Genomic DNA, 22,961 nt, shown 5'->3' with positions numbered 1-22,961 from the left:
GTGAAAACCAGAAACCTACTTCACACGCTCCGCCCCCGGCTTTCCCTCGGTCAGCCGCCAGTACCCGTCCGCCTCCAAGTCCTTCCACTCGTCCTTCGCGCCGGTCGGCCACGTCACGGTTACCGTCGCCTTCGTCGCGGCCGCGAGGCCGACGACGTGCCGCGGGTCGTTCGTCGAGCCGTAACTCGCGCCGCCCCGCTGGAACCGCGTCTGCGTCGCGCCGCCGGCCTCGACCGTGACTTTCGCCCCGACGACGCTCTTGTTCCCCGACACGAGTTCGACCCCGAGCCAGTGGTTCCCGTTCGCGCTCACGTTCCGCAGCACCGCCACCGGCTCGTTCAGGTGGCCGACCACCACGTCCGTCTTCCCGTCGTTGTCGAGGTCGCCGAACGCCGCCCCGCGGGCGTTGTGCTTCGCGTCGAAGTACGCCCCGCCCTGGCCGACGGTCGGCGAGAATTTGCCGTTCTCGTTCCGCAACAGCAGCGGGCTTTGCTGCCGGCCGACCTTCATCGGGAACCGGATCGCGTGGCCGTTGAAGATGGCGAGGTCCTCCCACCCGTCGTGGTCGGCGTCGAGGAACCCGATGCCCCAGTTGACGTAGCTGCCGCCGACCTTGCCGATGCCGCTGATGACGGTCGCGTACCCGAACGCGACCCGGTCGTCCTTGCACCGGTTCTGGTAAAGGGCCGGCAGCTCCGACTCGTAGTTCGACACGATGATCGACTGCTTCCCGCCGCGGTCGTAGTCGGCCCCGTCGATGCCCATGCTGCCGTTCGGCGTGCCGCGGTCGTCGCGGGCCACGTTCGCCATGAGGCCGACTTCCTCGAACGCCCACTCGCCCGGCTTCGTCCGCTTGTTCAGCCACAGGAAGTTGTCGTCCGTGTCGTTCGCGACGTACACGTCCGGCTTCCCGTCCGCGTTCGCGTCCAGCACCACGACGCCGATCCCCTTGCCGCCGGTCTTCGGCACGAAGCCCTTCGACACGTCGGTGAACGTACCGTTGCCGTTGTTCTTGTAGACCGTGTGGGGCAGTGGGTCGAACCGCTTCGGCTGGCAAACGTCCCGCGTCTTGCCGTCGTAAGAGCAGTCCGTCGGGTGGCGGAACGGCTTGCCGTCCGGCCCGGTCCCGTCGAACCCCCAGTTCCCGTAGTGGGCGACGTACACGTCCGCGAACCCGTCGCCGTCCAGGTCGCCCCACGCCGCGGACGTGCTCCACAGGTTCTCCGTCAGCCCGGCCTTCGCCGTCGCGTCCACGAACTTCCGCCCGCTCCCGTCCGGCTCGTTGTGGAGGAGTACCAACCGGCTGTACCCGGTGACGAGCACGTCCGGGAACCCGTCGTTGTCGTAGTCGAAGCAGGCCGCGCCGTGCGAGTACTGCCAGTTCACCGCGGTCAGCCCGGTTTCCGTGGATACGTCCTGGAACTTCATCCCGCCGAGGTTGCGGAACAGCCGGCACTGGTGGCCGAGGACCTTCTGCCCGTCGAACCGCCCGCCGCCGGGGACGAACACGTCGAGCTTGCCGTCCCGGTCGTAGTCGAGGAGGCCGATCCCGCCGCCGAGCGACTCGATGATCGAATACTGGTTCGCCTCCTCGCCGTTCTGGTACGTTGCCTTGATGTCGGTGTCGGCCGTCACGTCCCGGAACCACGCCGGGCCGGTCGGCTTCGCCGGCTCGATGGCGACCTCGGGGGGCGACGGGCCGGACGACGACGAGGATGAACAACCGAGGAGCGTCAGGCCGAGGAGCACGACGGCCGCGTGGGGACGAAGGCTGGACATGGGAAAGGTCCGATGAAAGTGGGGATAGTACCTGATGAAACGCCGGCGGCGCGAGAACCGGTTCGGCGTCTGAGTAACTAATATATCTTTAATACTTTCGCCGTGGAACGTCATGAACGCACCGACCGTTGTTGGCATCGACCTGGGGACCACCTTCAGCCTCGCCGCCTACGTCCGCGGCGGGACGCCGGAGGTCGTCCGCGACGCCGCCGGCAAGGCGCTCGTGCCGTCCGCGATCAGCTTCCACGACGACGGGACAGTCCTCGTCGGGTCGGCGGCGAAGGAGCGGGCGCTGTCGGACCCGGACCATACCATCTTCAGCGTGAAGCGACTGATGGGCCGCACGCTCGCGGAGCTTCGGGAGGAGTTGAAGCTGATCCCGCACCAGGTCGTCGAGCGGGAGGCGGACGGCGGGCGGAAGGTGCTGCTCGTCAACGTCGCCGGCAAGGAGTACACGCCGGAGGAGCTGTCCGCGATGATCCTCAAGGAGGTCCGCAAGCGGGCCGGGAACCCGACGAAGGCGGTCATCACCGTGCCGGCGTATTTCGACGACGCGCAGCGGCAATCGACCCGCGACGCCGGCCGGATCGCCGGGCTGGACGTACTTCGCATCGTGAACGAGCCGACGGCCGCGGCCCTGGCCTACGGGCTGAACAAGCGGGACGCCGGACTGATCGCCGTCTACGACCTCGGCGGCGGCACGTTCGACTGTTCGATCCTACAGGTGACCGACGGCGTGTTCCGCGTGCTGGCGACGAACGGCGACACGTTCCTCGGCGGCGACGACTTCGACCACGCCCTGATGGAAGCGGCGGCGAAACGGATGGGCGTCCAGTTGAGCGCGAAGGACGCGGAATTGTTGCAGCACCTCCGCGACGCGGCCGAGCGGACGAAGATCGCCCTGAGTTCGCAGCCGGCCGCCGAGTTCGCGGTGAAGTTGCCCGGCCGCGAGTTCCGCACCACATTCACGCGAGTCGAGTTCGAGGCGATGATCGCGCCGCTGGTCGAGCGGAGTTTGGCAAAGTGCAAGAGCGCGTTGGCGGACGCCGGGAAGAAGCTGGTCGATGAGGTCGTGCTCGTCGGCGGGTCGTCCCGCGTGCCGTTGGTCCGGAAGCGCGTCGAGGAGTTTTTCGGCCGCAAGCCGCACACCGACCTGAACCCGGACGAGGTCGTCGCGCTCGGGGCGGCGGTGCAGGCCGACATCCTGGCCGGGAACCGCAAGGACGTGCTGCTGCTCGACGTAGTGCCGCTGTCGCTCGGCATCGAGACGCTCGGCGGCGTCGTGGACAAGGTGATTCACCGGAACAGCACCGTCCCGTGCATGGAAACCGTCCGCTACTCGACGGCCGTCGAGAACCAGACGGCGATCCTCATCAACATCTACCAGGGCGAGCGCGAGCTGACGAAGGACTGCCGGCTGCTCGGCCAGTTCAAGCTCGGCGGCATCCCGCCGATGCCGGCGCAGATGCCGCAGGTGGACGTGACGTTCATGCTGGACGCCAACGCGATGCTGACGGTCACGGCCGTCGAGAAGCGGAGCGGGCAGAAGGCGAGCGTCGAGGTGCGGGCGGCCCACGGGCTAACCCCGGCCGAGGTCGAGCGGCTGGTGCTGGAGAGCGTCGAGCACGCGCACGACGACTTCTCGGCCCGCCGGATGATCGAGTACCGGAACAAGGCCGAGGGCGACCTGCGGCACACTGAAAAGGCCCTCGCGAACGTCGGCGACCAACTTCCTGCGACGGAACGGGTGGTGATCGAGAAGGCGACGGCGAACCTGAAGGCGGCGATGGCCGGGGCGGACGTGGACGCCTTGCAGCACGCCGTCAAGGTGTTCGGCGACGCGACCGCACCGCTGGCCGAACGACAGTTCAACGCGACCGTCGGTAAGCTGCTCACCGGCAAGCGCGAGGACGAGATCACGGCCGACGGCCTGTAACCCCCGAGGAGGCATCATGTCGTTGAACTGGGACAACCCCCGCGAGATCGGCGAGTTACTGTTCGAGAAGTACGACACGCTCGACCCGCTGACGGTGCGGTTCACGGACATGCACAAGTGGGTGCTCGACCTGGAAGACTTCGTCGGGGAGCCGTCGAAGTCGAACGAGAAGGTCCTCGAAGCGATCCAGATGGCGTGGTACGACGAGTGGAAGGACGAGTACGGCGCATAGTAGTAGGCACACTCCGTGTGCCGTCTGCTGAGTGCCGCGGAGACCTGCACCGGGTCGCTGCGGCCGACAGGAGACGGCACACGGAGTGTGCCTACTACTATGCCGCCGCCACCCGCATCCGCCGCCGCGCGTACCACGCGACCGCACTCACCACGGCCAGCACCGGCAGCCACGGGGCGACGGCGATCGCGAACATCGCGACCGCCTCGCCGACGGCCCGCAGGAGGCCGACGGAACTCGCGAACGTCCCCGTCGCCCGGTCGCCGAACGACGCCGGTTCCGTCACCTTCGCCGCCGTCGGCGCGACGTACTCCTCCTTGTCCCGCAGCGTCAGCGTGATCGTCGAGAGCGACGTGAGCTTGCCCAGCACCTGGAGCCGCGCCTCGGCCCGCTCGATCTGCTCGCGGTTCGTGCGAATGTGCTCGCGAATCTTAAACAGGTCTTCCAGCCGTGTGCCCGCCTCCTTGAGCAGCTTGTTCAGCACCTCCTCCTCGGCCTTCAAGTTCTTGACGCGGGCCTCCACGTCCACGAACTCCTCCGTCACGTCCTGCGAGTCGGTCGTGTTCTTAAGCGGGTTGCCGAGGGCCGCCAGCGCCTCGACCATCGGGTGGAAGTTCTCGACCGGGACTTTGATCGTGAACGTGCCGTGCCGCTTCTGGCCGGAGTCGCCGCGGATCTCCGTCTTCACGAAGAACGCCTTCTGCTTCCGCATGAGGCCCGTAAGTTCGGTGTGGGCAGCGCCGAAGTCCTTCACTTCCACGTCGAGCGTGCCGTTGAAGATGATCTTCCGCTCGGCCTGAACGTCCGGCACCGGCTTGGCTTCCCCGGCGTTCCCCGCGGGTGCGGCCGCCGGCGGTGCGGGCGGGGCGACCTTCATGGCGACCGTTGAGGCCGCCTCTTTCGTGGGCTGCCCCCCGCACCCGGAACCCAGTAATGCGACGAGGAGCGCGACGACCCAAACGTGCCGATAAAGCATGGCATCACCCGGAAAGCGGGAAGGAAGTGATTCAACAAGTACGACGTGGAAACTACGGATTTATTCCGGCTTTTGTTCGGCGACGCGGTTGAACCGCTCGGTCAGGTCGGCCAATCGCTCGACGATGCCGAACGGGAAGTACTCCCACCGGACCCGCCACTTCCAGTTGCCGTCCGGCTTCCCAGGCACGTTCATCCGCGCGTCGCTGCCGAGGCCGAGCACGTCCTGCAGCGGTGCGATCGCCAGCTCCGCGACCGACCCCCACGCCAGCCGGATCAGCTCCCAGTGCGGCTCGTGGACCCAGTGGCCGATGTACTCGCCGATGAACGTCTGGTCCCGGCTGTTCAGCCCCTTCCACCAGCCGAGTGTCGTGTCGTTGTCGTGCGTGCCCGTGTACACGACCGTGGCCGGCTCGTAGTTGCACGGCAGGTACTGGTTCTTCGGGCCGTCCATCGCGAACTGAAGCACTCGCATCCCCGGCAGGCCGAGACTCTGTCGTAGCTCGTCCACGTCCGGGGTGATGAGGCCGAGGTCCTCGGCGATGAACGGCAGGTCGCCGACCTTCGCCTTGATCGCGTCGAACAGCTTCCGGCCGGGGCCGTCCACCCACTTCCCGTTGCGGGCCGTCTTCTCGGCGGCCGGGATGTGCCACGCCTGCGCGAACCCGCGGAAGTGGTCGAGCCGGATCAGATCGACCTGCTTGAGCGTCTGCTTCACGCGGGCGATCCACCACGCGTAGCCGTCGGCGTGCATCGCCTTCCAGTCGTAGATCGGGTTGCCCCAGTGCTGCCCGTCCGCGGCGAAGTAGTCCGGCGGCACGCCGGCCACGACCCTCGGCTGGCACTTCTCGTCCACGAGGAAGAACTGCGGGTTCGCCCACACGTCGGCGGAGTCGGCCGACACGAAGATCGGGATGTCGCCGATGATGCGGATATCTTTCGCGTTCGCGTAGGCTTTGAGCGCCGTCCACTGCCGGTCGAACAGGAACTGGCCGAACTGGTGCATCTCGATCTCGTCGCGGAGCTTCGCCTTCAGCGGCGCGAGCGCGGCAGGTGTCCGGCGGATCACCTCCGCGGGCCAGGTCGTGAGCGGGGCCTCCTTCCCGTAGCCGCGGATGGCCATGAACAGGGCGTAGTCGTCCAGCCAGTCCTTCTCGTGCTGGCGGTACTCGTCGAACCCGACCCGCAGCTTGCCGGGCTTCCCGGACCGAAAGTTCTCCCACGCGAACCGGAGCAGGGCGGACTTCAGTTGCACGACGGCCGACGAGTCCACGCGGTCGTCCGGGAACCACCGCCCGGCCCACACGGACGACGACACGAGGCCGTCCCGCTCCAGCAGCTCCGGGCTGATCAAGTTCACGTTCCCGGCGAACGCGGAGAACGATTGATAGGGCGAGTCGCCGTACCCGGTCGGGCCGAGCGGGAGGATTTGCCACCACGACTGCTTCATCGCCGCGAGCGTGTCGATCCACCGGTTCGCCATCGGGCCGAGGTCGCCGACGCCGAACGGCCCCGGCAGGCTGGTAGGATGGAGCAGTACGCCCGACGACCGGCGGCCCATATTGGCTTCCTCGGAGGTGCGGTCATGATACGGACGGGACAATGACGGACGAAACGGCCGGGCCGAAACCACTCGTGGAGGGCCGCGACTACTACGTCGAGGGCGGCCGGTGGGTGTTCACGGAGGCGTTCCTCCGCGACCGCGGCCGGTGCTGCGAGAGCGGCTGTCGGCACTGCCCGTGGGGGTTTCGGAAGGACGACGGAGAACGGCGGGCGACCTCGTAGGGCGGGTCAAGGCTTTGCGCCGACCCGCCGCGCCCCCAACCACCTGTACGTTTCTCCCGTGTGGTTGCGGTCCCCCGGCGGGTCGGCGCAAAGCCTTGACCCGCCCTACAAGACCGACGACCGCCAGATCATGTGAGTTCAGAACACCCGCGCGAACACGGCTTTCAGATACCGTCCCTCCTGTACGTGCGCGAAGAACGGGTGGTCGGCCCCGGCCCCGCTGACGCGGAAGATTTGCACCTCGCGGCCGGCCTGCCAGGCCGCCCGCCGCAGCATCTCCAGGAAGTCCGGCTCGCCGATCAACCCGGTACAGGAACACGTCAGGAACACGCCGCCCGGCGACACGACCTGCAGCGCCAGCCGGTTCATGTCCGTGTACTTCCGCAGGGCCGCGTCCACGTCCTCGCGGTCGCGGGTCAGCTTCGCCGGGTCGAGGACGACCACGTCGAACCGCTCGCCGTTCGGGATCGCGTCCCGCAGCCACGGGAACAGGTCCGACTGGATGAACCGGACCTGCAAGCCGTTCAACTTCGCGTTCTGCTTCGCCAGCTCGATCACCTGCTCGTCGAGGTCGAGGCCGATCGACTCCGTCGCGCCGTGGGCCTTCGCGTAGACCGCGAACCCGCCGGTGTTGCAGCAGATGTCCAGCACCCGCTTGCCGCCGCAGAACCCGCCGAGGAACTTCCGGTTGTCCCGCTGGTCGCAGAAGAACCCCGTCTTGTGCTTCGTGCCGGGGGCGACCCGGAACTTGATCCCGTGCTCGGTGACGACCTCCGGCGGCGGCGGCTCCGGGCTGCGGCAGTCGAACGACTCCTGCTTGCCGACGTGCTCCTCCGCGAACCAGTAGAACGTCGAGCCGGGGAACTCCTCGCCGAGCGCGTCGAGGATGGTTTGCCGGACGCGGTACATCCCGGCGGCGAAGAACTCGACGACGACGGTGGACCCGAACTTGTCCACGACGAGGCCGCTGAGGCCGTCGGCTTCCGAGTGGATGACGCGGTAGGCGGTCGTCAGCGCGTCGAGTTGCAGCAACTCCCGGCGGAGGGCGACGGCCGTCCGAATCTTCTTCTTGAAGAAGTCGGCGTCGATGGCCTCGTCCTTGTTCGCCGTGAGGACGCGGAGGGAGATGCGGGAGTGGCCGTTGTAGAACCCGCGGCCGACCCATTGGCCGGCCCGGTCTTCGATGTCCACGACCGTGCCGCCGGGCAGCCGCGCCGCCGGCCGCTCGACCATCTTCTGGAAGACCCACGGGTGGGAAGAGCGGCGCTCGATCTTCAGCCGGACCGTCGGGAGGGAAGGGGAATCACTCATCCCGTCAGTGTATCGTTGTCGGGGGACGTGATTACCGCGCCATCAGGAACATGCGGAGGATGTTGTACACCTCCTCGCACCGGGATTGCCAGGTGTACACGTCGTCCGGCATGAACTCCGGGATCGGGTGGAACGACACGCACACGGCCACCCGGTTCGCGTCCAGGTTCTGCATCTGGAGCTTCACCTCCATCGGCTCCTCGCCGGGGCGGACGCCGTTGCCCCGCACGGAGGTCAGCCACCCGATCACGCCGCTGCGGGTCGAGCGGCCGTTCCACCCGTCCGGCAGGCCGACGTGCATCACGACCTGCCCCGGCTGGCTGTCCAGGACCGTCCCGTTCACCTCGGCCACGAACCCCTTGAGCTTCATCGCCGCCAGCTTCGGGGACAGGAGCGCCTCGAACTTGTCGAAGAACGTGAACTGGTCTTCCAGCGACCCCGGCGCGGGCACGTCCACCATCGTCTTCTCGGCGAAGCTCATCGGGATCGTTTGCGAGCCGGGGCACGGGTGCGGGTAGCCGGCCGGCGCGGTGTCGTTCCAGATGTCCTCGCCGATGGCCTGGCCGAAGTGCCGGGCCAACTCGCGGGCCGACCGGTGCCGCTCGCTGGCGTACTTGCTCAGCGCGCATTGGACGACCGCCTCGACGGCCGGCGACACGTCCTTGATGTCCAGCCGGGCGAACCGCGGGGCGATCTGCTTGGCGTGCGCCAGCACGATCTGGCTGACCGTCGGGTAGTCGAACGGCAGCCGGCCGGTGAGGATTTCAAAAAGGATGACGCCGACCGCGTACAGGTCGGCCCGGTGATCGACGGTGTCCCCGCGGACCATCTCCGGGCTGACGTAGGCCGGCGTGCCGAGGGCGTTGATGTCCTCGCTGCCGGTCAGGTCGGCCATCGAGATGTGGGGCCGCTCGGTGAACCCGGCGAACCCGAAGTCCATGACCTTCAGGCTCTCCTCCGCCGTGCCGAACCCGGTGACCATGATGTTCGCCGGCTTCAGGTCGCGGTGGATGATCCCGGCGTCGTGGGCGGCCTGCAGCGCGTGGCAGAGCTGGCCGAACAGCCGGGAGAACCGCTGCGGGTACCACCGCGGGTACTGCTCCATCAACGCCTCGAGCGTGACGCCGGGGACGTACTCCAACACCAGGCACGGGCCGAGCGGGTCGTCGAGCGAGGCGTCGAGGAGTTGAACGATGTACGGGTGGTTGAACCGGCACATCGACTGGACTTCGCCGTCGAAGAACTGCCGGAACTTCGGGTTGTCCAGCAGGTGGGCCTTGACCCGCTTGACGACGACGTAATGGTCCGGCAGGTCGAGTTGGCGGGCGAGGTAGACCTCGCCGTTACTCCCCTCGCCGATCATCTTGATCAGTTCGTAGTGGCCGAGGACGACCTGCCCGACGACGCTGCGGCGCGGGGCGGGGGGGGGCGTACTCTTCGACCGACTTAACCAACCCATTGGGACCGCCTACGGAACGGGGAGTTTCCCGAACCGTAGGTCGCGATGTGAAGGCGAGCAAGCGGGACCGGCCGGGGCTGCCGGCCGGGGTGTCAAGATTTCCCGATTGGCGAAAGTCGGGGTTAAGAACGGTTAGCGCCCGCCGGCGGGACGAGGCGATATTCAACGTCGGCGGCAAACGTCTCGTCCGGCTTCAAAACCCGCCACCCGGCGTCGGTCCCGGCCGGCTGGAGGTTCGCCGCGTCCGTCGCGCAGGTGTACGGCTCGATGGCGACCGCCTTCCGGTGCTGCGGCGTGAACAGGAGCAACTCCCGGAACGCCGGATCGACGGCCACGACCAGCGAGACCTTGCCGTTCGCCGCCGCCAGCCGCGACACCTCGACGAGGGGGTCGTTCGGGATCGGTTTCGGCGTCAGCGAGCCGAACAGCGTGTCGAGCTGCACGTCGCCCACCGCCTTCGCCGTGCGGAAGTCGAGCGCCGGCGGCAGCGGCGAGAGCGTCCCCTTCGGCAGCCCGCCCTCGGCGTCCCACACGGTCTGGACGTGGGCCGTCAGGTCCCAGTCGGCGATGTCGGCCGGGCCGCCGGGGGCGCGGAAGTACGGGTGGTAGCCGAGGCCGAACGGCAGCTCCTTCCCGTCGGCCGCGTCCGCCACGGCCTCCACTCGGAGGGCCGTTTCCGTCAGCCGGTACGTGACCTTCAGCCGGGCGTCGGCCGGCCAGCAGCCGACGGCGTGCGGGGCGTCCTTCGAGATTTGGAACTCGCCGGTGATGAACGCGGCGTCGGCGGTCGTGCCCATCCCGACGACCCGCCACGGCGTCCGCGGCGTGAACCCGTGGATGGCGTGCTTGCCCGTCGATTCGTTCAGTGGAAGTTGGTACGCCTTCCCGCCGTGGGTGAACGTCCCGGCCCGCAGCCGGTTCGGGAACGGGAACAGGATCGGGTGGCCGCTCCGCGTCGGGACCGGGTTCGCGTCCCAGTCCGGGGCGGTGTAGAGGATGTCGTCCCACGTCCCGCCGTCCTTGACCTGCCACCGGAGGCAGTTGAACCCGTGCGTCGGCCAGACCTCGGCCCGGTCGGTGTCGGCCGCGTTCGCCAGGACGAACGCCGTGCCGGTGCGGTCGCCGGCCTTCACTTCGCGGGTGGTGATCGTGAACGCCATGAACGTACCTCGGGAGGGTCAGCGGCCGAACGCGGAACCGGGTCGTACTGTTTCAGCACATCCCATTCTCCCCGGTGTTCTATGCCGACGTTCCAACCCGAACCATTGACCCGCCTGGCCGAGCGGCTGTTCGCCGCCTCCGGGGTTCCCGCCGCGGACGCCGGCGTCGTGAGCCGCCACCTCGTGGACGCGAACCTGTGCGGCCACGACTCGCACGGCGTCATGCGCGTGCCGCAGTACCTCCAGTTCCTGAACGAGGGGAAGTTCCGGGCGAACGTGCCGCTCGACATCCTCAGCGAGACGCCGGCCGTCGTCGCGGCGGACGCGAACTGGGGCCTCGGCCAGGTGCAGGCCCACCGGCTGCTCGCGAAGCTGGTCGAGAAGGCGCAAACCGTCGGCGTCGCGTCCGGGACGCTGCGGAACAGCGGGCACGTCGGCCGCCTCGGCGAGTACGCGGAGACGGCGGCGGCGAGCGGCCTCGCGCTGATCGCGTGCGTGAACTCGCACGGGGCGGGCCGCCGCGTCGCGCCGCCGGGCGGCCGGGAGGGGCGAATCAGCACGAACCCGATCTGCATGGGCGTGCCGACCGCCACCGACCCGGTCGTACTCGACTTCGGCACGAGCGTCGCCGCGGAGGGCAAGGTCCGCGTCCACTTCCAGAAGAATGAGCCGACGCCGCCTGGGTGGTTGCTCGATTCCGACGGCCAGCCGACGACGAACCCGGCCGTGCTGTACCAGGACCCGCGCGGCACGATCCTGCCGTTCGGCGGGTCGCAGGCGTACAAGGGGTTCGGCCTCGGCCTGTTGCTCGACCTGTTCGCCGGCGGCCTGTCCGGCGGGGCGTGCAGCAACCCCGCCGCGCCGCTCGCGGGCATCGGCAACACGCTGCTGTTCGTTGTCCTCGACCCGGCGAAGTTCGGCGGCCGTGAGTGCTTCTTGCAGGCGACGACCGGGCTGACGGCGTTCGTCCGGAGCTGCCCGACCGCGCCGGGCGTCGAGCGGATCACGCTCCCCGGCGACCCGGAACGCGAGATGAAGAAATGGCGACTGGTCGAAGGAATCGCGATCCCGGACGCGACGTGGGCGATGATCCAGAAGGAGGCGGAGCGGCTGAAGGTGAGTCTCTAATTTTTGCATTTTTCATTTTGCATTGTTCCGAACCGGATCGAACCAGTGCAAAGTGTGAAATGAAAAATGCAAAATGATCGAACGATCTACCGTCCGATACCAAGCGTAGCAGAAGTGTGACGTGGCCCTTGTTTGTTGAACCGGGGCCGTGTATTATCACTGTGGTATTACCTCGTTATCCCGCATCCCGGAGGCGGCCATGAACCGCCGACACTTCACCAAGCTCTTGTTCGGCTCCCTGAGCGTCCCGCTCGCGATGAGCGTCGGCTGCTCGCCCGCCGACCAGTCGGACGGCTGGCCCGCCAAGCCCGGCCCGAAGGTGCTGGCCTCGTTCGCCCCGATCCAGTGCTTCGCGATGAACGTGGCCGGCGACGACGCCACCCTCCGCGTCCTGTTCGACGAGGAGGGGCCGCACCACATCAAGGACAACCCGAACCACATCCGGGTGTTCGCGGGGGCCGACGTGCTGCTCATCAACGGCCTCGGCCTCGAAGACCGCAACGTCAAGACGATCCAGAAGGGGACGAGCAAGAAGGTTCCCGTCGTCTCGCTCGGCAAGGCGATCCCCGAGGACATGCTCGTTCACGGCGGGTGCGACTGCTGCAAGGAGGAAGAGGGGTCCGGGGAGCACGACCACGACCACGGCGACCACGACCCGCACGTCTGGCTGGGCGTCGATCAGGCGGTGAAGATGGTCGAGGCGATCCGCGACGAGCTGAAGCAGCGCGACCCGGCCCACGCCGCCGGGTATGAGGACCGGGCCGCGAAGTACGTCGAGAAGCTGAAGAAGTTGAAGGCCGACGGGCAGGCGATGCTGAAAGACAAGACGGAGCGGCAGTTCATCACGTTCCACGACTCACTGTCCTACTTCACCAAGACGTTCGGCCTGAAAGTTCCCGAAGTCATCCAGACGAACCCTGGGCAGGAGCCGACGCAGAAGGAACTCAACCAGTTGCTCGAACGCTGCGAGAAGAAGAAGATTCGCGTCATCGCCGTCGAGCCGCAGTACGGGGCCGGCACGTCCGCGAAGGCCGTGGCCGACGCGCTCAAGGCGAAGGGGCTGAACGACGTGCAGATGGTCGTCGTGGACCCGCTCGAGACAGCGACCGCCGACGAGTTCAACGCCGACTGGTACGAGACGAAGATGCGGGCGAACCTGAAGACCCTCGCGGACGCGCTCAAGTAATGCCGATCTCGCTGGCCGTTCGCGATTCCGGGCCGCCGATGGTGGCCGTCCGCAACCTGCGGGTGACCCGCGGCGGTCGGCCCATTTTGTCCGACCTGTCGTGCGACATCGGCCGCGGACAAATCACCGCCATCGTCGGCCTCAACGGGTGCGGCAAGTCCACCTTCCTGCGAACGCTCGTCGGCGAGTTCGCGTACACCGGCGACATCACGTTCGCGTGCGGCGAGGACCACCGCCGGCCGCGGCCGGACCACGTCGGGTACGTCCCGCAGCGGCTGAGCATCGAGGCGACGCTGCCGATCACCGTCCGCGACCTGATCGGGCTGGCGCAGCAGCGGTGGCCGATCTTCTTCGGCGTGTCGAAGCGGGTCATCCGCAAGATGCTGCCGATGCTCGACCGCGTCGGCGTGCCGCCGAGCTTGCTCGACGTGCCCATCGACGGGCTGTCCGGCGGGCAGCTCCAGCGGGTGATGCTGGCGCTGGCGCTGGAGCCGAAGCCGGAGTTGCTGCTGCTGGACGAGCCGTCGTCCGGCATCGACTTCAAGGACCAGGAAGGGTTCAACAACCTGCTGAAGGAAATCAACGACGAGTCCGGCACGACGATCGTGCTGGTGTCGCACGACCTGAACACGCTGAGCAAGTTCGCGAATCACGTCCTGTGCCTGCGCGGCGGCCGGATCATCGCCGAGGGGCCGCCGGCCGAAGTGCTGACGCCCGCCGCCATCGCGACGACGTTTGGCCCGGTAATGGCGGCGGTTTAGTCCTTTCTCCGAAACATCTCCTGCGGTATCGTCAGGCATTCGTCCCCTGGAGATGCCGGATGTCGCGTTACATCGTGTTGCTGCTGCCGATCGCGTTGATTGCCCCGCGGCCGAACGCCGCAGACCCACCGAAGCCCGCCGCCGACACCGCCTGGGTCAAGCCGGCCCTCGCGCTCGTCGATGCGAAGGTCGATGCCGAGTTGAAGAACCTCCTCGAACTGTATACGCACTTCCACACGAACCCGGAACTCTCTCTGCAAGAGGTGAAGTCGGCCGCGAGGCTGGCGGAGGAGCTGCGTGCCCTCGGGTTCACCGTCACGGAAAAGGTCGGCGGAACCGGCGTCGTCGGCGTGCTGAAGAATGGCCCCGGCCCGACGGTCCTCGTCCGCGCTGACATGGACGCCCTGCCGGTGACGGAGCAGACGGGCGTTCCATACGCGTCGAAGGTCCGCACGAAGAACCGCGACGGGGCCGACGTGGGCGTGATGCACGCCTGCGGGCACGACGTTCACATGACGTGCTGGGTCGGCACCGCCCGCGTGCTGACGCAACTCAAGGACCAGTGGTCCGGCACGCTCGTGTTCATCGGCCAGCCCGCGGAGGAGATCGGCGTCGGCGCGCGGGCGATGCTGGAGGACGGCCTGTTCAAGCGGTTCCCGAAGCCGGACTACTGCCTCGCGCTGCACGCGGACGCGCTGGCGAAGGTGAACACGGTCCGGTACAGCGAGGGGCTGGCCCTGGCGAACGTGGACACCGTGGACGTGACCGTCAAGGGCGTCGGCGGGCACGGTGCGTCGCCGCACACGACCGTCGATCCGATCGTGTTGGCGGCGCGAATCATTCTCGATTTGCAGACGATCGTGAGCCGGGAGGTGAACCCGACCGACCCGGCCGTCGTGACCGTAGGGTCGATCCACGGCGGCACGAAGCATAACATCATCCCGAACGAGGTGAAGCTCCAGATCACCGTCCGCAGCACGAAGGACACGGTCCGCGACCACGTCTTGAAGGCCATCGACCGCATCTGCAAGGCCGCGGCGGAAGGGGCGAGAGCGCCGGCCCCGGTGGTGAGGGTGAACCTCGACGAGTTCACGCCGTCCACGTTCAACGACGTGGCGCTAACCCGGAAGACGATCCCGGTGCTCCGCGACGTGCTCGGGGACAAGAACGTGATCGAGCGGCCGCCGATCATGGGCGGCGAGGACTTCGGCCGGTTCGGGCGGGAGGGGGTGCCGATCTTCATGTACTTCCTCGGCACGATCCCGGACGACCGGTTCGCGGAGTCCGAGAAGCCGGGCGGCAAGCCGCTGCCGTCGATGCACTCGGACAGCTTCGCCCCGGCCCCGGAGCCGAGCGTCCGCACCGGCGTCCGGACGATGAGCCTGGCCGTGCTGAACCTGATGAAGAAGTGAACCACCCGGCGAGCCGAGCGGCGTAAGCCGCCGGGTAACGCGCCCTCACCCGGCGGCTTACGCCGCTCGGCTCGCCGGGCTTTGGTTTGTCATCACGCAGTGGTTCGATTAGAGTGTGAATACCCACCCCCGCCATCCACGGCCCTTTCCGCCATGCGATTCCTTCTTTCCCTTTCGTGCGGCCTTTTCGTACTCGCGTCCGCACGGGCCGACGAGAAGCCGAAGCTGCCGCCCGCCGCGGCGCGGGCCATCGACTTCGATACGGACGTGCTGCCGCTGCTGAATACACACTGCTTCAAATGTCACGGTGAGAAGGAGAAGGGCGGCCTCCGCCTCACCGACGAGAAGTCAGCGCACGCCGGCGGGAATAGCGGGCCGGTCATCGTCGCGAAGAAGTCGGCGGACAGCCCGCTGATTCACAGCGTCGCGGGGTTGGACAAGGACCGCGCCATGCCGCCGGGTGACGCGACGAAGCTGGCCGCCGACGAGGTCGGCGTGCTCCGCGCGTGGATCGACCAGGGGGCGAAGTGGGGCACGACCGCGGCGGTCGCCGTGGAAGCGAAGTCGAAGCACTGGTCGTTTCAGCCAATCACGAAGCCGGCCGTGCCGGCCGACCGCAACGCGATCGACTTCTTCATCCGCGAACGGCTGGCGAAGGAGAAACTGGAACCGTCGCCGGAGGCGGATCGGCCCACGCTCATCCGGCGGCTGTCGCTCGACCTGACCGGTCTGCCGCCGACGCCGAAGGAGGTGGACGACTTCGTCAATGACTCCTCCGGAGACGCTTACGAGAGACTGGTAGACCGGCTGCTCGCGTCGCCGCACTACGGCGAGCGGTGGGGACGCCACTGGTTGGACGCGGCCCGGTACGCCGACAGCGACGGGTACGAGAAGGACACCGGCCGACCGTTCGCGTGGCGGTATCGCGACTGGGTGATTCACGCGCTCAAGGCCGACCTACCTTTCGATCAGTTCACGATTCAACAACTCGCCGGCGACCTGCTGCCGAACGCGACCGTCGAACAAAGGACGGCAACCGGGTTCCACCGCAACACGCTGACGAACAAGGAGGGCGGCGTCGATCAGGAGGAGTTCCGCGTCGCGGCCGTCGTGGACCGGGTGAACACGACCGGGACCGTCTGGCTCGGCCTGACCGTCGGGTGCAGCCAGTGCCACGACCACAAGTACGACCCGCTCAGCCAGCGGGAGTTCTACCAACTGTTCGCGTTCTTCAACTCGGACCGCGAGGTCGATCTGTCCGCCCCGCTGCCCGGCGAGGTGGAGAAGTTGACGGCCGCGTCGAAGGAGGCCGAGGCCGAGCGGACGAAGCTGAAGGCCGCCATCGAGGAAGCGAAGGCGAAGAACCTGTCCACGTCCGAACTCGTGAGGCGGGAGACGGCACTCGCCACGTTCGAGAAGAAGCTGCCAACCGCGTCGAAGGTGCAAACGCTCGTGATGGGCGCGGTCCGGCCGACGAACGTACTCGTCCGCGGCGACTTCCTCCGCAAGGGCGTGGTCGTCCAGCCCGGCACGCCCGCCGTGCTCCCGAAGGCGGCGGAACCGAAGACCCGGCTCGACCTGGCGCGGTGGCTCGTTTCCACTGACAACCCGTTGACACCCCGCGTCACCGTCAATTGGGTCTGGGGTAAGTTCTTCGGCCGCGGCCTCGTCGCCACGCCGGAGGACTTCGGCACGCAAGGCCAGCCGCCGTCGCACCCGGAACTGCTCGATTCCCTCGCCGCCGCCTTCCGCGACGACCTCGGTTGGTCCCTCAAGAAGCTGCACAAGCTGATCGTCACGTCCGCGACGTACCGGCAGTCGTCCGCGGTGACGACCGTGCTGGCCGATCGCGACCCGTTGAACGTGTTGCTGGCCCGGCAGTCGCGGCTGCGGCTCGAATCCGAGATCGTGCGGGATAGTGCGCTCGCGGCGAGCGGCCTGCTCAGCCCGACGGTCGGCGGGCCGTCGATCCGCCCGCCGCAGCCGCCGGGCATCTCGGAGCTGACCTACGCGAACAGCGCGAAGTGGCCCGAGACGACCGGCCCGGACCGGTACAAGCGGGGGATGTACATCTGGTTCCAGCGGACCAGCCCGTACCCGACGTTGATGGCGTTCGACAACCCGGACTCGAACGTGTGCGCCGTCCGCCGTGAGCGGTCGAACACGCCGCTGCAGGCGCTGACCGTCCTCAACGACGCGGTGTTCGTGGAGGCGGCCCAGGCCCTCGCGAAGCAGGCGCTAACGGAGCGCAAGGACAACGCAGGCGAGTACGCATTCCAGCTCTGCCTCGGCCGCGATTGGACGAAGGCCGAGGAGAAGCGGGTGATAAAGCTGTTCGCGGAGCTGCAAGCGCTCGCGAAGAAGGACCCGGCGGCCGCGGCGAAGCTGGTCGGCAAGCACGCGCCAGCCGGCGTGCCGCCGGAAGACGCGGCCGCGTGGGTCGGCGTGTGCCGCGCTTTACTCAATCTCGACGAATTTGTGACGCGGGAGTGACGATGAACCCTCTTCAAGAACGCCTGCTCCAGACCCGCCGCGACTTCCTCGCCACGTCCGCCAACGGCGTCGGCCTCGTCGCGCTCGCGTCGCTGCTGGCGCAGGACGGCCGCCTCGCGGCGGACGAGAAGGCCCCGCACTTCGCCCCGAAGGCCAAGAACTGCATCTGCATCTACCTCGAAGGCGCGCCGTCGCAGATCGACCTGTTCGACCCGAAGCCGAAGCTCATGGAGTTGCACAAGCAGAAGCTGCCGGAGTCGTTCACCAAGAACGTCCGGTTCGCGTTCCTCCAGAAGGAGACGGCCACCGTCCTCGGCTGCCCCCGGAAGTTCCAGAAGCACGGCCAGTGCGGCATGGACCTGTCGGACCTGCTGCCGCACCTGGCGACGTGCGTGGACGACATGGCGTTCGTCCGGTCGATGCACACCGAGGCGTTCAACCACCACCCCGGCCAGTTGCTCATGAACACCGGCAGCACCATGTTCGGGCGGCCGAGCATGGGGAGCTGGATGAACTACGGCCTCGGCAGCGCGGCGAAGAACCTGCCCGGCTACGTCGTCCTGTCGGCCGGCCGCGGCACGTCCGGCGGCACGTCGAACTGGGGCAGCGGGTTCCTGCCGTCGAACTTCGCCGGCACGCTGTTCCGCAGCCAGGGCGACGCCGTGCTGAACCTGTCGAACCCGCCGGGCCTGTCCGACGCGATGCAGGCGAAGACGATCGAGGCCGTCCGCGACCTCAACGGTGTGCGGCACGCGACGGTCGGCGACGCCGAGATCAACAGCCGGATCGCCGCCTACGAACTCGCGTACAAGATGCAGGCGGCCGCGCCGGAACTGATCGACCTGTCGAAGGAGGACAAGAAGACGCTCGACGAGTACGGCCTCGACCGCGTGGAGCCGGACCTCAAGGCGGCCCGCGGCGGCGGGAAGGGGCAGTTCCGCCAGTTCGCCACGAACTGCCTGCTCGCCCGGCGGCTGGTCGAGCGGGGCGTGCGGTTCGTGTCGCTGTTCCACGCGAGCTGGGATCACCACTCGAACCTCGACGCGGAGCTGAAGCACAACTGCCTGATGGCCGACCAACCGGTCGCGGCGCTGCTGAAGGACCTGAAGCGGCGCGGGCTGTTCGACAGCACGCTCGTGCTGTGGCTGTCCGAGTTCGGCCGCACGCCGCTCGGCGAGAATCGCAACGGCAGCCCGAACGTGACCGGCCGCGACCACCACCCGTTCTGCTTCACCGTCTGGATGGCCGGCGGCGGCGTGAAGGGCGGCACGATCCTCGGCAAGACGGACGAGCTCGGATGGAACGTGGTCGAGGACCCCGTTCACATCAACGACCTGCACGCGACCGTCCTGCACCTGTTCGGGATGGACCACAAGAAGCTAACGTACAAGTTCCAGGGCCGCGACTTCCGGCTGACCGACGTGGCCGGGAAGGTCGTGACCCAACTGATCGCATAGAACAGGCCGAACGAACCCTCCCCGTTCGGAGTGCCCTGCCGTGAGCCAGCCAGTCGTCGGCGAATTCTTCGGTACGCTCATCCTCATCCTGCTCGGCGACGGCGTCGTCGCCGCCGTCCTCCTCGCGAAGTCGAAGGCCAACAACGCCGGCTGGATCGTCGTCACCGCGGGGTGGGCGTTCGCCGTGACGTGCGGCATCTTCGTGTCGAAGGCCCTCGGCGGCCCCGGCGCGCTGAACCCGGTCGGGCCGTTCGTGGACATCGTCACGAACAAGACGCCGGCCGCGGCCGGCGGGCAGTTGATCCTCGCGGAGGTGCTCGGCGCGTTCTGCGGGGCGGTGCTGGTGTGGCTGCACTATCTGCCGCACTGGAAGGAGACGCCGGACGCGGCGGCGAAGCGGGGCGTGTTCTGCACGGCCCCGGCGATCCGGAACCCGTCGGCGAACTTCTTGAGCGAGGTCATCGGCACGTTCGCGCTGGTGTTCATCGCGTCCGCCGTCGGCAAGGCATCCTTGGGAAGTGTCGAGCCGGCGTTCGTCGGCCTCGTGGTGTGGGCCATCGGGCTGAGCCTGGGCGGGACGACCGGGTACGCGATCAACCCGGCCCGCGACTTGGGGCCGCGGCTCGCGCACGCGATCCTGCCGATTCCGGGGAAGGGCGATTCCGACTGGGGCTACGCGTGGGTCCCGGTCCTCGGCCCACTCATCGGCGGGCTGGCGGGCGCGTACCTGTTCGCGGCACTGACATCGTAGGGCGGGTCAAGGCTTTGCGCCGACCCGCCGGGGGTGGCTGTACCCGGCGGCGGGTCGGCGCAAAGCCTTGACCCGCCCTACAAATCAGTCAACCGATATCCTGTCGCTAACTGCTCAAACTTTGCGAACTGTTCGGCCTGCCACGCCACGTCCCGGCCCAGTTCACGCGCCAGGACCTCCGCCACCCGCGGGGCCATCGCGACGGCCGCGGCCGCGTTGAGAACCAGCGCCCGCGTCCGCCGCGACAGCACGTCCTCGACCGTTCTCGCCATCTCGCTTCGAACGGCCGAAACCGCGTCAGCGGTCGTGTACGGCAAGTCGGGATGAAGTTGCTCCCCGCCCTCGTGAGCCGGCCCGCGTATCCGCAAGTTCTTCGTCGCGCACCGGCGGTCCGGCAGCCCCGCCCACGCCGCCGTCTGGTTCACGCAGTCCTCGGCCATGTTCCGGTACGTCGTCCACTTCCCGCCGGTGATCGTCACCAGGCCGTTCGCGTCGCGGTGGATCGTATGGTCCCGCGACAGGGCGGCCGTGTTCTTCGCGCCGACCGCCCGCACGAGCGGCCGGATGCCGACGAAGACGCTGAGCACGTCCGCCCGCGTCGGCTTCTTCGCGAGGTAATTCGCGGCCGTGTTCAGAATGAACTCGACCTCCGCCTCCGTCGCCCGCGGTTCCGCGACGGGTTCGGGGATCGCCACGTCGGTCGTGCCGAGGAGCGTGTGGCCGTGCCACGGGATCGCGAACATGACCCGGCCGTCCGCCGTCTTTGGGACCATGATCGCGTGGCCGCCGGGGAGGAACGATTCGTCCAGAACGAGGTGCGCGCCCTGGCTCGGCGCGACCATTCCTTGCGCGGAAGCGTCGGCGAGTTGCCGGACCTGATCGCAGAACGCGCCGGTCGCGTTCACGACGACACGGCCGGCGGCCGTGTACTCGCGGCCCGTCTCCCCGTCGCGAACGGTCACGCCGGTGACGCGGCCGGTAGCCTTCTCGAACCCGGTCACCCGCGCGTAGTTCAGCACCGTCGCCCCGTGCTCGGCGGCGGTCCGCATCAAGTCGATGAGCAGCCGCGCGTCGTCGAACTGGCCGTCGTGGTACAAGATGCCGCCGCGAAGCCCGTCGGCCCGTACGCCGGGGACGCGGCGGATCACCTCCCGCCGCGACAGGTAGCGCGACGCGCCGAACGAGTGCCGGCCGGCGAGCCAGTCGTAGAGCTTCAGCCCGACGCCGTAGAACGGGGCCTCCCACCACGAGTAGACCGGCACAACGAACGGCTGCACGCGGACGAGGTGCGGCGCGTTCCGCAGCAACCGCTCGCGCTCGTGCAGCGCCTCCATGACGAGCCGCACGTCCCCCTGTTCGAGGTAGCGGACGCCGCCGTGGACGAGCTTGGTGCTCCGGCTCGACGTGCCCTTGCCGAAGTCGTCGCGCTCGAGGAGTAGCACTGTGTACCCGCGGGTCGCGGCGTCCACCGCGATGCCCGCCCCGGTCGCGCCGCCCCCGATCACGATCACGTCCCACGGCTCCCGCCGGTCGGCCAGCCGCCGCAGCATCTCGTCTCGGTTCACGCGACGACCCACCCCTTCGCCCGCCCGACGGCCCGGCCCCAGGTGGCGCGAAGTTCGGCGGCCTGATCCTTCGGCATCCGCGGCTCGAATCGCTTCTCGACCTGGTACTGCCGTGCGAGTTCGTCCGTCGTCTTCCAGTAGCCGGTGGCGAGGCCCGCGAGGTAGGCCGCGCCGAGGGCGGTCGTTTCCGTCACCGTCGGCCGCGCGACCGGGACGCCGAGGAGGTCGGCCTGGAACTGCATGAGCAGGTCGCTCCGCGACGCGCCGCCGTCCACCCGCAACTCGGCCGGCGGCTGGTGCGAGTCGGCCCGCATCGCTTCGAGCAACTCCGCCGACTGGAACGCGATGCTCTCGACGGCCGCCCGCGCGATGTGGCCGCCGGTCGTGCCGCGGGTCAGGCCGACGATGGAGCCGCGGGCATACGGGTCCCAGTGCGGCGCGCCGAGGCCGGTGAACGCGGGCACGAGGTAGACGCCGCCGTTGTCCGGCACGGTCGCGGCGAGCTGGTTCACCTCCTCGGCCGTGCGGATCAGCTTCAGCCCGTCGCGGAGCCACTGCACCACCGCCCCGGCGACGAACACCGCCCCTTCGAGCGCGTAGGAGGTTTTCCCATTGAGTTTCCAGGCGACGGTCGTGAGCAGCCGGTTCCGTGACGTGACCGCCTGTTCACCGGTGTTCTGAAGCATGAAGCAGCCGGTCCCGTAGGTGTTCTTCGTCAACCCCGGCGAGAAGCACATCTGCCCGAACAGCGCGGCCTGCTGGTCGCCCGCGATCCCCGCCAGCGGCACGCCCGCCAGCCCCGGCACGGACGCCTCGCCGTAGACCTCGCTCGACGCGCGTACCTCCGGTAACATCGACCGCGGCACGCGGAACAGCTTCAGCAACTCGTCGTCCCACGCGCCGGCGTGGATGTCGAACAGCATCGTCCGTGAGGCGTTCGTCACGTCCGTGGCGTGCAGCTGGCCGCCGGTCAACTTCCACATGAGCCAACTGTCGATCGTGCCGAACGCGAGCTGCCCGGCTTCTGCCTTCGCCCGCGCGCCGGGGACGTTGTCCAGAATCCAGGCGACCTTGCTGCCGGAGAAGTACGCATCGATCAAGAGGCCGGTCCGCTCTTGGATCCGCTTCTCGTGGCCGCCGTTGCGGAGGTGGTCGCAGAACCCGGCCGTGCGGCGGTCCTGCCAGACGATCGCCGGGCCGACGGGCGTGCCGGTCTGCCGGTCCCAAACGACGGTCGTTTCCCGCTGGTTCGTGATGCCGACGGCAGCGAGGTCGCCCGGCCCGACCCGCGCCCGGCTCATCGCCTCGACGGCGACGCCGACTTGCGCGGACCAGATTTCCTCCGCGTCGTGTTCGACCCAGCCGGACTGCGGGAAGTGCTGGGCGAACTCCTTCTGCGCGACGGCTCGGACGTTGCCGTCGTGGTCGAAGACGATGGCGCGGGCGCTCGTCGTGCCTTCGTCGAGCGCGAGGACGTACTTCATGGCGGACTCCGGGAGAGGGGTAACCCATTTTTATGGAACCCGGAGCGGTAGCGACGGGGTGAGTGACCTCACCCCGTCGCTACCGCT

General features: G+C 68.2%; 18 protein-coding genes. 10 read left to right on the top strand and 8 right to left on the bottom strand.

What is annotated here, in order from left to right:
* Window positions 1-15: 15 nt before the first annotated feature.
* Window positions 16-1,779 carry a CRTAC1 family protein gene (locus tag AC5JJ2_RS01455; protein WP_495856188.1) on the bottom strand — a complete coding sequence of 588 codons (1,764 nt, stop codon included), beginning with the start codon at window positions 1,777-1,779 and terminating at the stop codon, window positions 16-18.
* A 112-nt stretch (window positions 1,780-1,891) separates the two neighbouring features.
* On the opposite strand from AC5JJ2_RS01455, the gene dnaK reads away from it, so the two are divergent.
* The gene (gene dnaK / locus AC5JJ2_RS01450) at window positions 1,892-3,715 is read left to right on the top strand and encodes a molecular chaperone DnaK (RefSeq protein WP_495856187.1); all 1,824 of its coding nucleotides are present in this window, start codon (window positions 1,892-1,894) and stop codon (window positions 3,713-3,715) included.
* Between the two features lie 16 nt (window positions 3,716-3,731).
* Window positions 3,732-3,947: a Fe-S cluster assembly protein IscX gene (gene iscX, locus AC5JJ2_RS01445; RefSeq protein WP_495856186.1), complete on the top strand. Its 216-nt coding sequence runs from the start codon at window positions 3,732-3,734 to the stop codon at window positions 3,945-3,947.
* Between the two features lie 97 nt (window positions 3,948-4,044).
* Here the strand turns inward: iscX and AC5JJ2_RS01440 are convergent, their stop codons facing one another.
* Window positions 4,045-4,758 carry a DUF4349 domain-containing protein gene (locus AC5JJ2_RS01440; RefSeq protein WP_495856185.1) on the bottom strand — a complete coding sequence of 238 codons (714 nt, stop codon included), beginning with the start codon at window positions 4,756-4,758 and terminating at the stop codon, window positions 4,045-4,047.
* 225 nt (window positions 4,759-4,983) lie between these two features.
* Window positions 4,984-6,483, bottom strand: coding sequence for a 4-alpha-glucanotransferase (gene malQ, locus AC5JJ2_RS01435; protein ID WP_495856184.1), 1,500 nt, complete (start codon window positions 6,481-6,483; stop codon window positions 4,984-4,986).
* A 41-nt stretch (window positions 6,484-6,524) separates the two neighbouring features.
* Here malQ and AC5JJ2_RS01430 point away from each other — a divergent pair, with 41 nt between their 5' ends.
* A complete protein-coding gene (locus tag AC5JJ2_RS01430; protein ID WP_495856183.1) occupies window positions 6,525-6,707 on the top strand; it encodes a C1orf53 family protein in 183 nt (60 codons plus the stop codon).
* Window positions 6,708-6,845: 138 nt separating this feature from the next.
* On the opposite strand, the gene AC5JJ2_RS01425 is transcribed toward AC5JJ2_RS01430, so the two are convergent.
* The 3 genes from AC5JJ2_RS01425 to AC5JJ2_RS01415 form a co-directional block, all read right to left on the bottom strand.
* Window positions 6,846-8,018 (bottom strand): class I SAM-dependent rRNA methyltransferase, encoded by a 1,173-nt coding sequence (locus AC5JJ2_RS01425; protein WP_495856182.1) that lies wholly within the window; start codon window positions 8,016-8,018, stop codon window positions 6,846-6,848.
* A 31-nt stretch (window positions 8,019-8,049) separates the two neighbouring features.
* On the bottom strand, window positions 8,050-9,477 hold the full coding sequence (locus AC5JJ2_RS01420; RefSeq protein ID WP_495856181.1) for a serine/threonine protein kinase: 1,428 nt from the start codon (window positions 9,475-9,477) through the stop codon (window positions 8,050-8,052).
* 122 nt (window positions 9,478-9,599) lie between these two features.
* Window positions 9,600-10,637, bottom strand: coding sequence for an aldose 1-epimerase (locus AC5JJ2_RS01415; protein ID WP_495856180.1), 1,038 nt, complete (start codon window positions 10,635-10,637; stop codon window positions 9,600-9,602).
* Between the two features lie 81 nt (window positions 10,638-10,718).
* On the opposite strand from AC5JJ2_RS01415, the gene AC5JJ2_RS01410 reads away from it, so the two are divergent.
* The 7 genes from AC5JJ2_RS01410 (at window position 10,719) to AC5JJ2_RS01380 (ending at window position 19,825) form a co-directional block, all read left to right on the top strand.
* Window positions 10,719-11,765, top strand: a complete 1,047-nt coding sequence (locus AC5JJ2_RS01410) for an Ldh family oxidoreductase (protein ID WP_495856179.1) — start codon at window positions 10,719-10,721, stop codon at window positions 11,763-11,765.
* Window positions 11,766-11,964: 199 nt separating this feature from the next.
* Window positions 11,965-12,951: a metal ABC transporter substrate-binding protein gene (locus AC5JJ2_RS01405; protein WP_495856178.1), complete on the top strand. Its 987-nt coding sequence runs from the start codon at window positions 11,965-11,967 to the stop codon at window positions 12,949-12,951.
* Window positions 12,951-13,712 carry a metal ABC transporter ATP-binding protein gene (locus AC5JJ2_RS01400; protein WP_495856177.1) on the top strand — a complete coding sequence of 254 codons (762 nt, stop codon included), beginning with the start codon at window positions 12,951-12,953 and terminating at the stop codon, window positions 13,710-13,712. Before AC5JJ2_RS01405 ends, AC5JJ2_RS01400 begins: the two co-directional genes overlap by 1 nt.
* A gap of 59 nt (window positions 13,713-13,771) precedes the next feature.
* A complete protein-coding gene (locus tag AC5JJ2_RS01395) occupies window positions 13,772-15,124 on the top strand; it encodes an amidohydrolase (protein ID WP_495856176.1) in 1,353 nt (450 codons plus the stop codon).
* Window positions 15,125-15,277: 153 nt separating this feature from the next.
* Entirely contained in the window at window positions 15,278-17,617 is a 2,340-nt protein-coding gene (locus tag AC5JJ2_RS01390) for a PSD1 and planctomycete cytochrome C domain-containing protein (RefSeq protein WP_495856175.1), read from the top strand.
* A gap of 2 nt (window positions 17,618-17,619) precedes the next feature.
* Window positions 17,620-19,074 carry a DUF1501 domain-containing protein gene (locus AC5JJ2_RS01385; RefSeq protein ID WP_495856174.1) on the top strand — a complete coding sequence of 485 codons (1,455 nt, stop codon included), beginning with the start codon at window positions 17,620-17,622 and terminating at the stop codon, window positions 19,072-19,074.
* A 40-nt stretch (window positions 19,075-19,114) separates the two neighbouring features.
* The gene (locus tag AC5JJ2_RS01380; RefSeq protein ID WP_495856173.1) at window positions 19,115-19,825 is read left to right on the top strand and encodes an MIP/aquaporin family protein; all 711 of its coding nucleotides are present in this window, start codon (window positions 19,115-19,117) and stop codon (window positions 19,823-19,825) included.
* Between the two features lie 77 nt (window positions 19,826-19,902).
* On the opposite strand, the gene AC5JJ2_RS01375 is transcribed toward AC5JJ2_RS01380, so the two are convergent.
* Window positions 19,903-21,390 carry a glycerol-3-phosphate dehydrogenase/oxidase gene (locus tag AC5JJ2_RS01375; protein ID WP_495856172.1) on the bottom strand — a complete coding sequence of 496 codons (1,488 nt, stop codon included), beginning with the start codon at window positions 21,388-21,390 and terminating at the stop codon, window positions 19,903-19,905.
* Window positions 21,387-22,874, bottom strand: coding sequence for a glycerol kinase GlpK (gene glpK, locus AC5JJ2_RS01370; protein ID WP_495856171.1), 1,488 nt, complete (start codon window positions 22,872-22,874; stop codon window positions 21,387-21,389). The genes AC5JJ2_RS01375 and glpK overlap by 4 nt, the downstream gene beginning before the upstream one ends.
* Between the last annotated feature and the right edge of the window lie 87 nt (window positions 22,875-22,961).

Source organism: Limnoglobus sp. (genome assembly GCF_059499385.1).
This window is presented reverse-complemented; position numbering and strand designations above follow the sequence as displayed.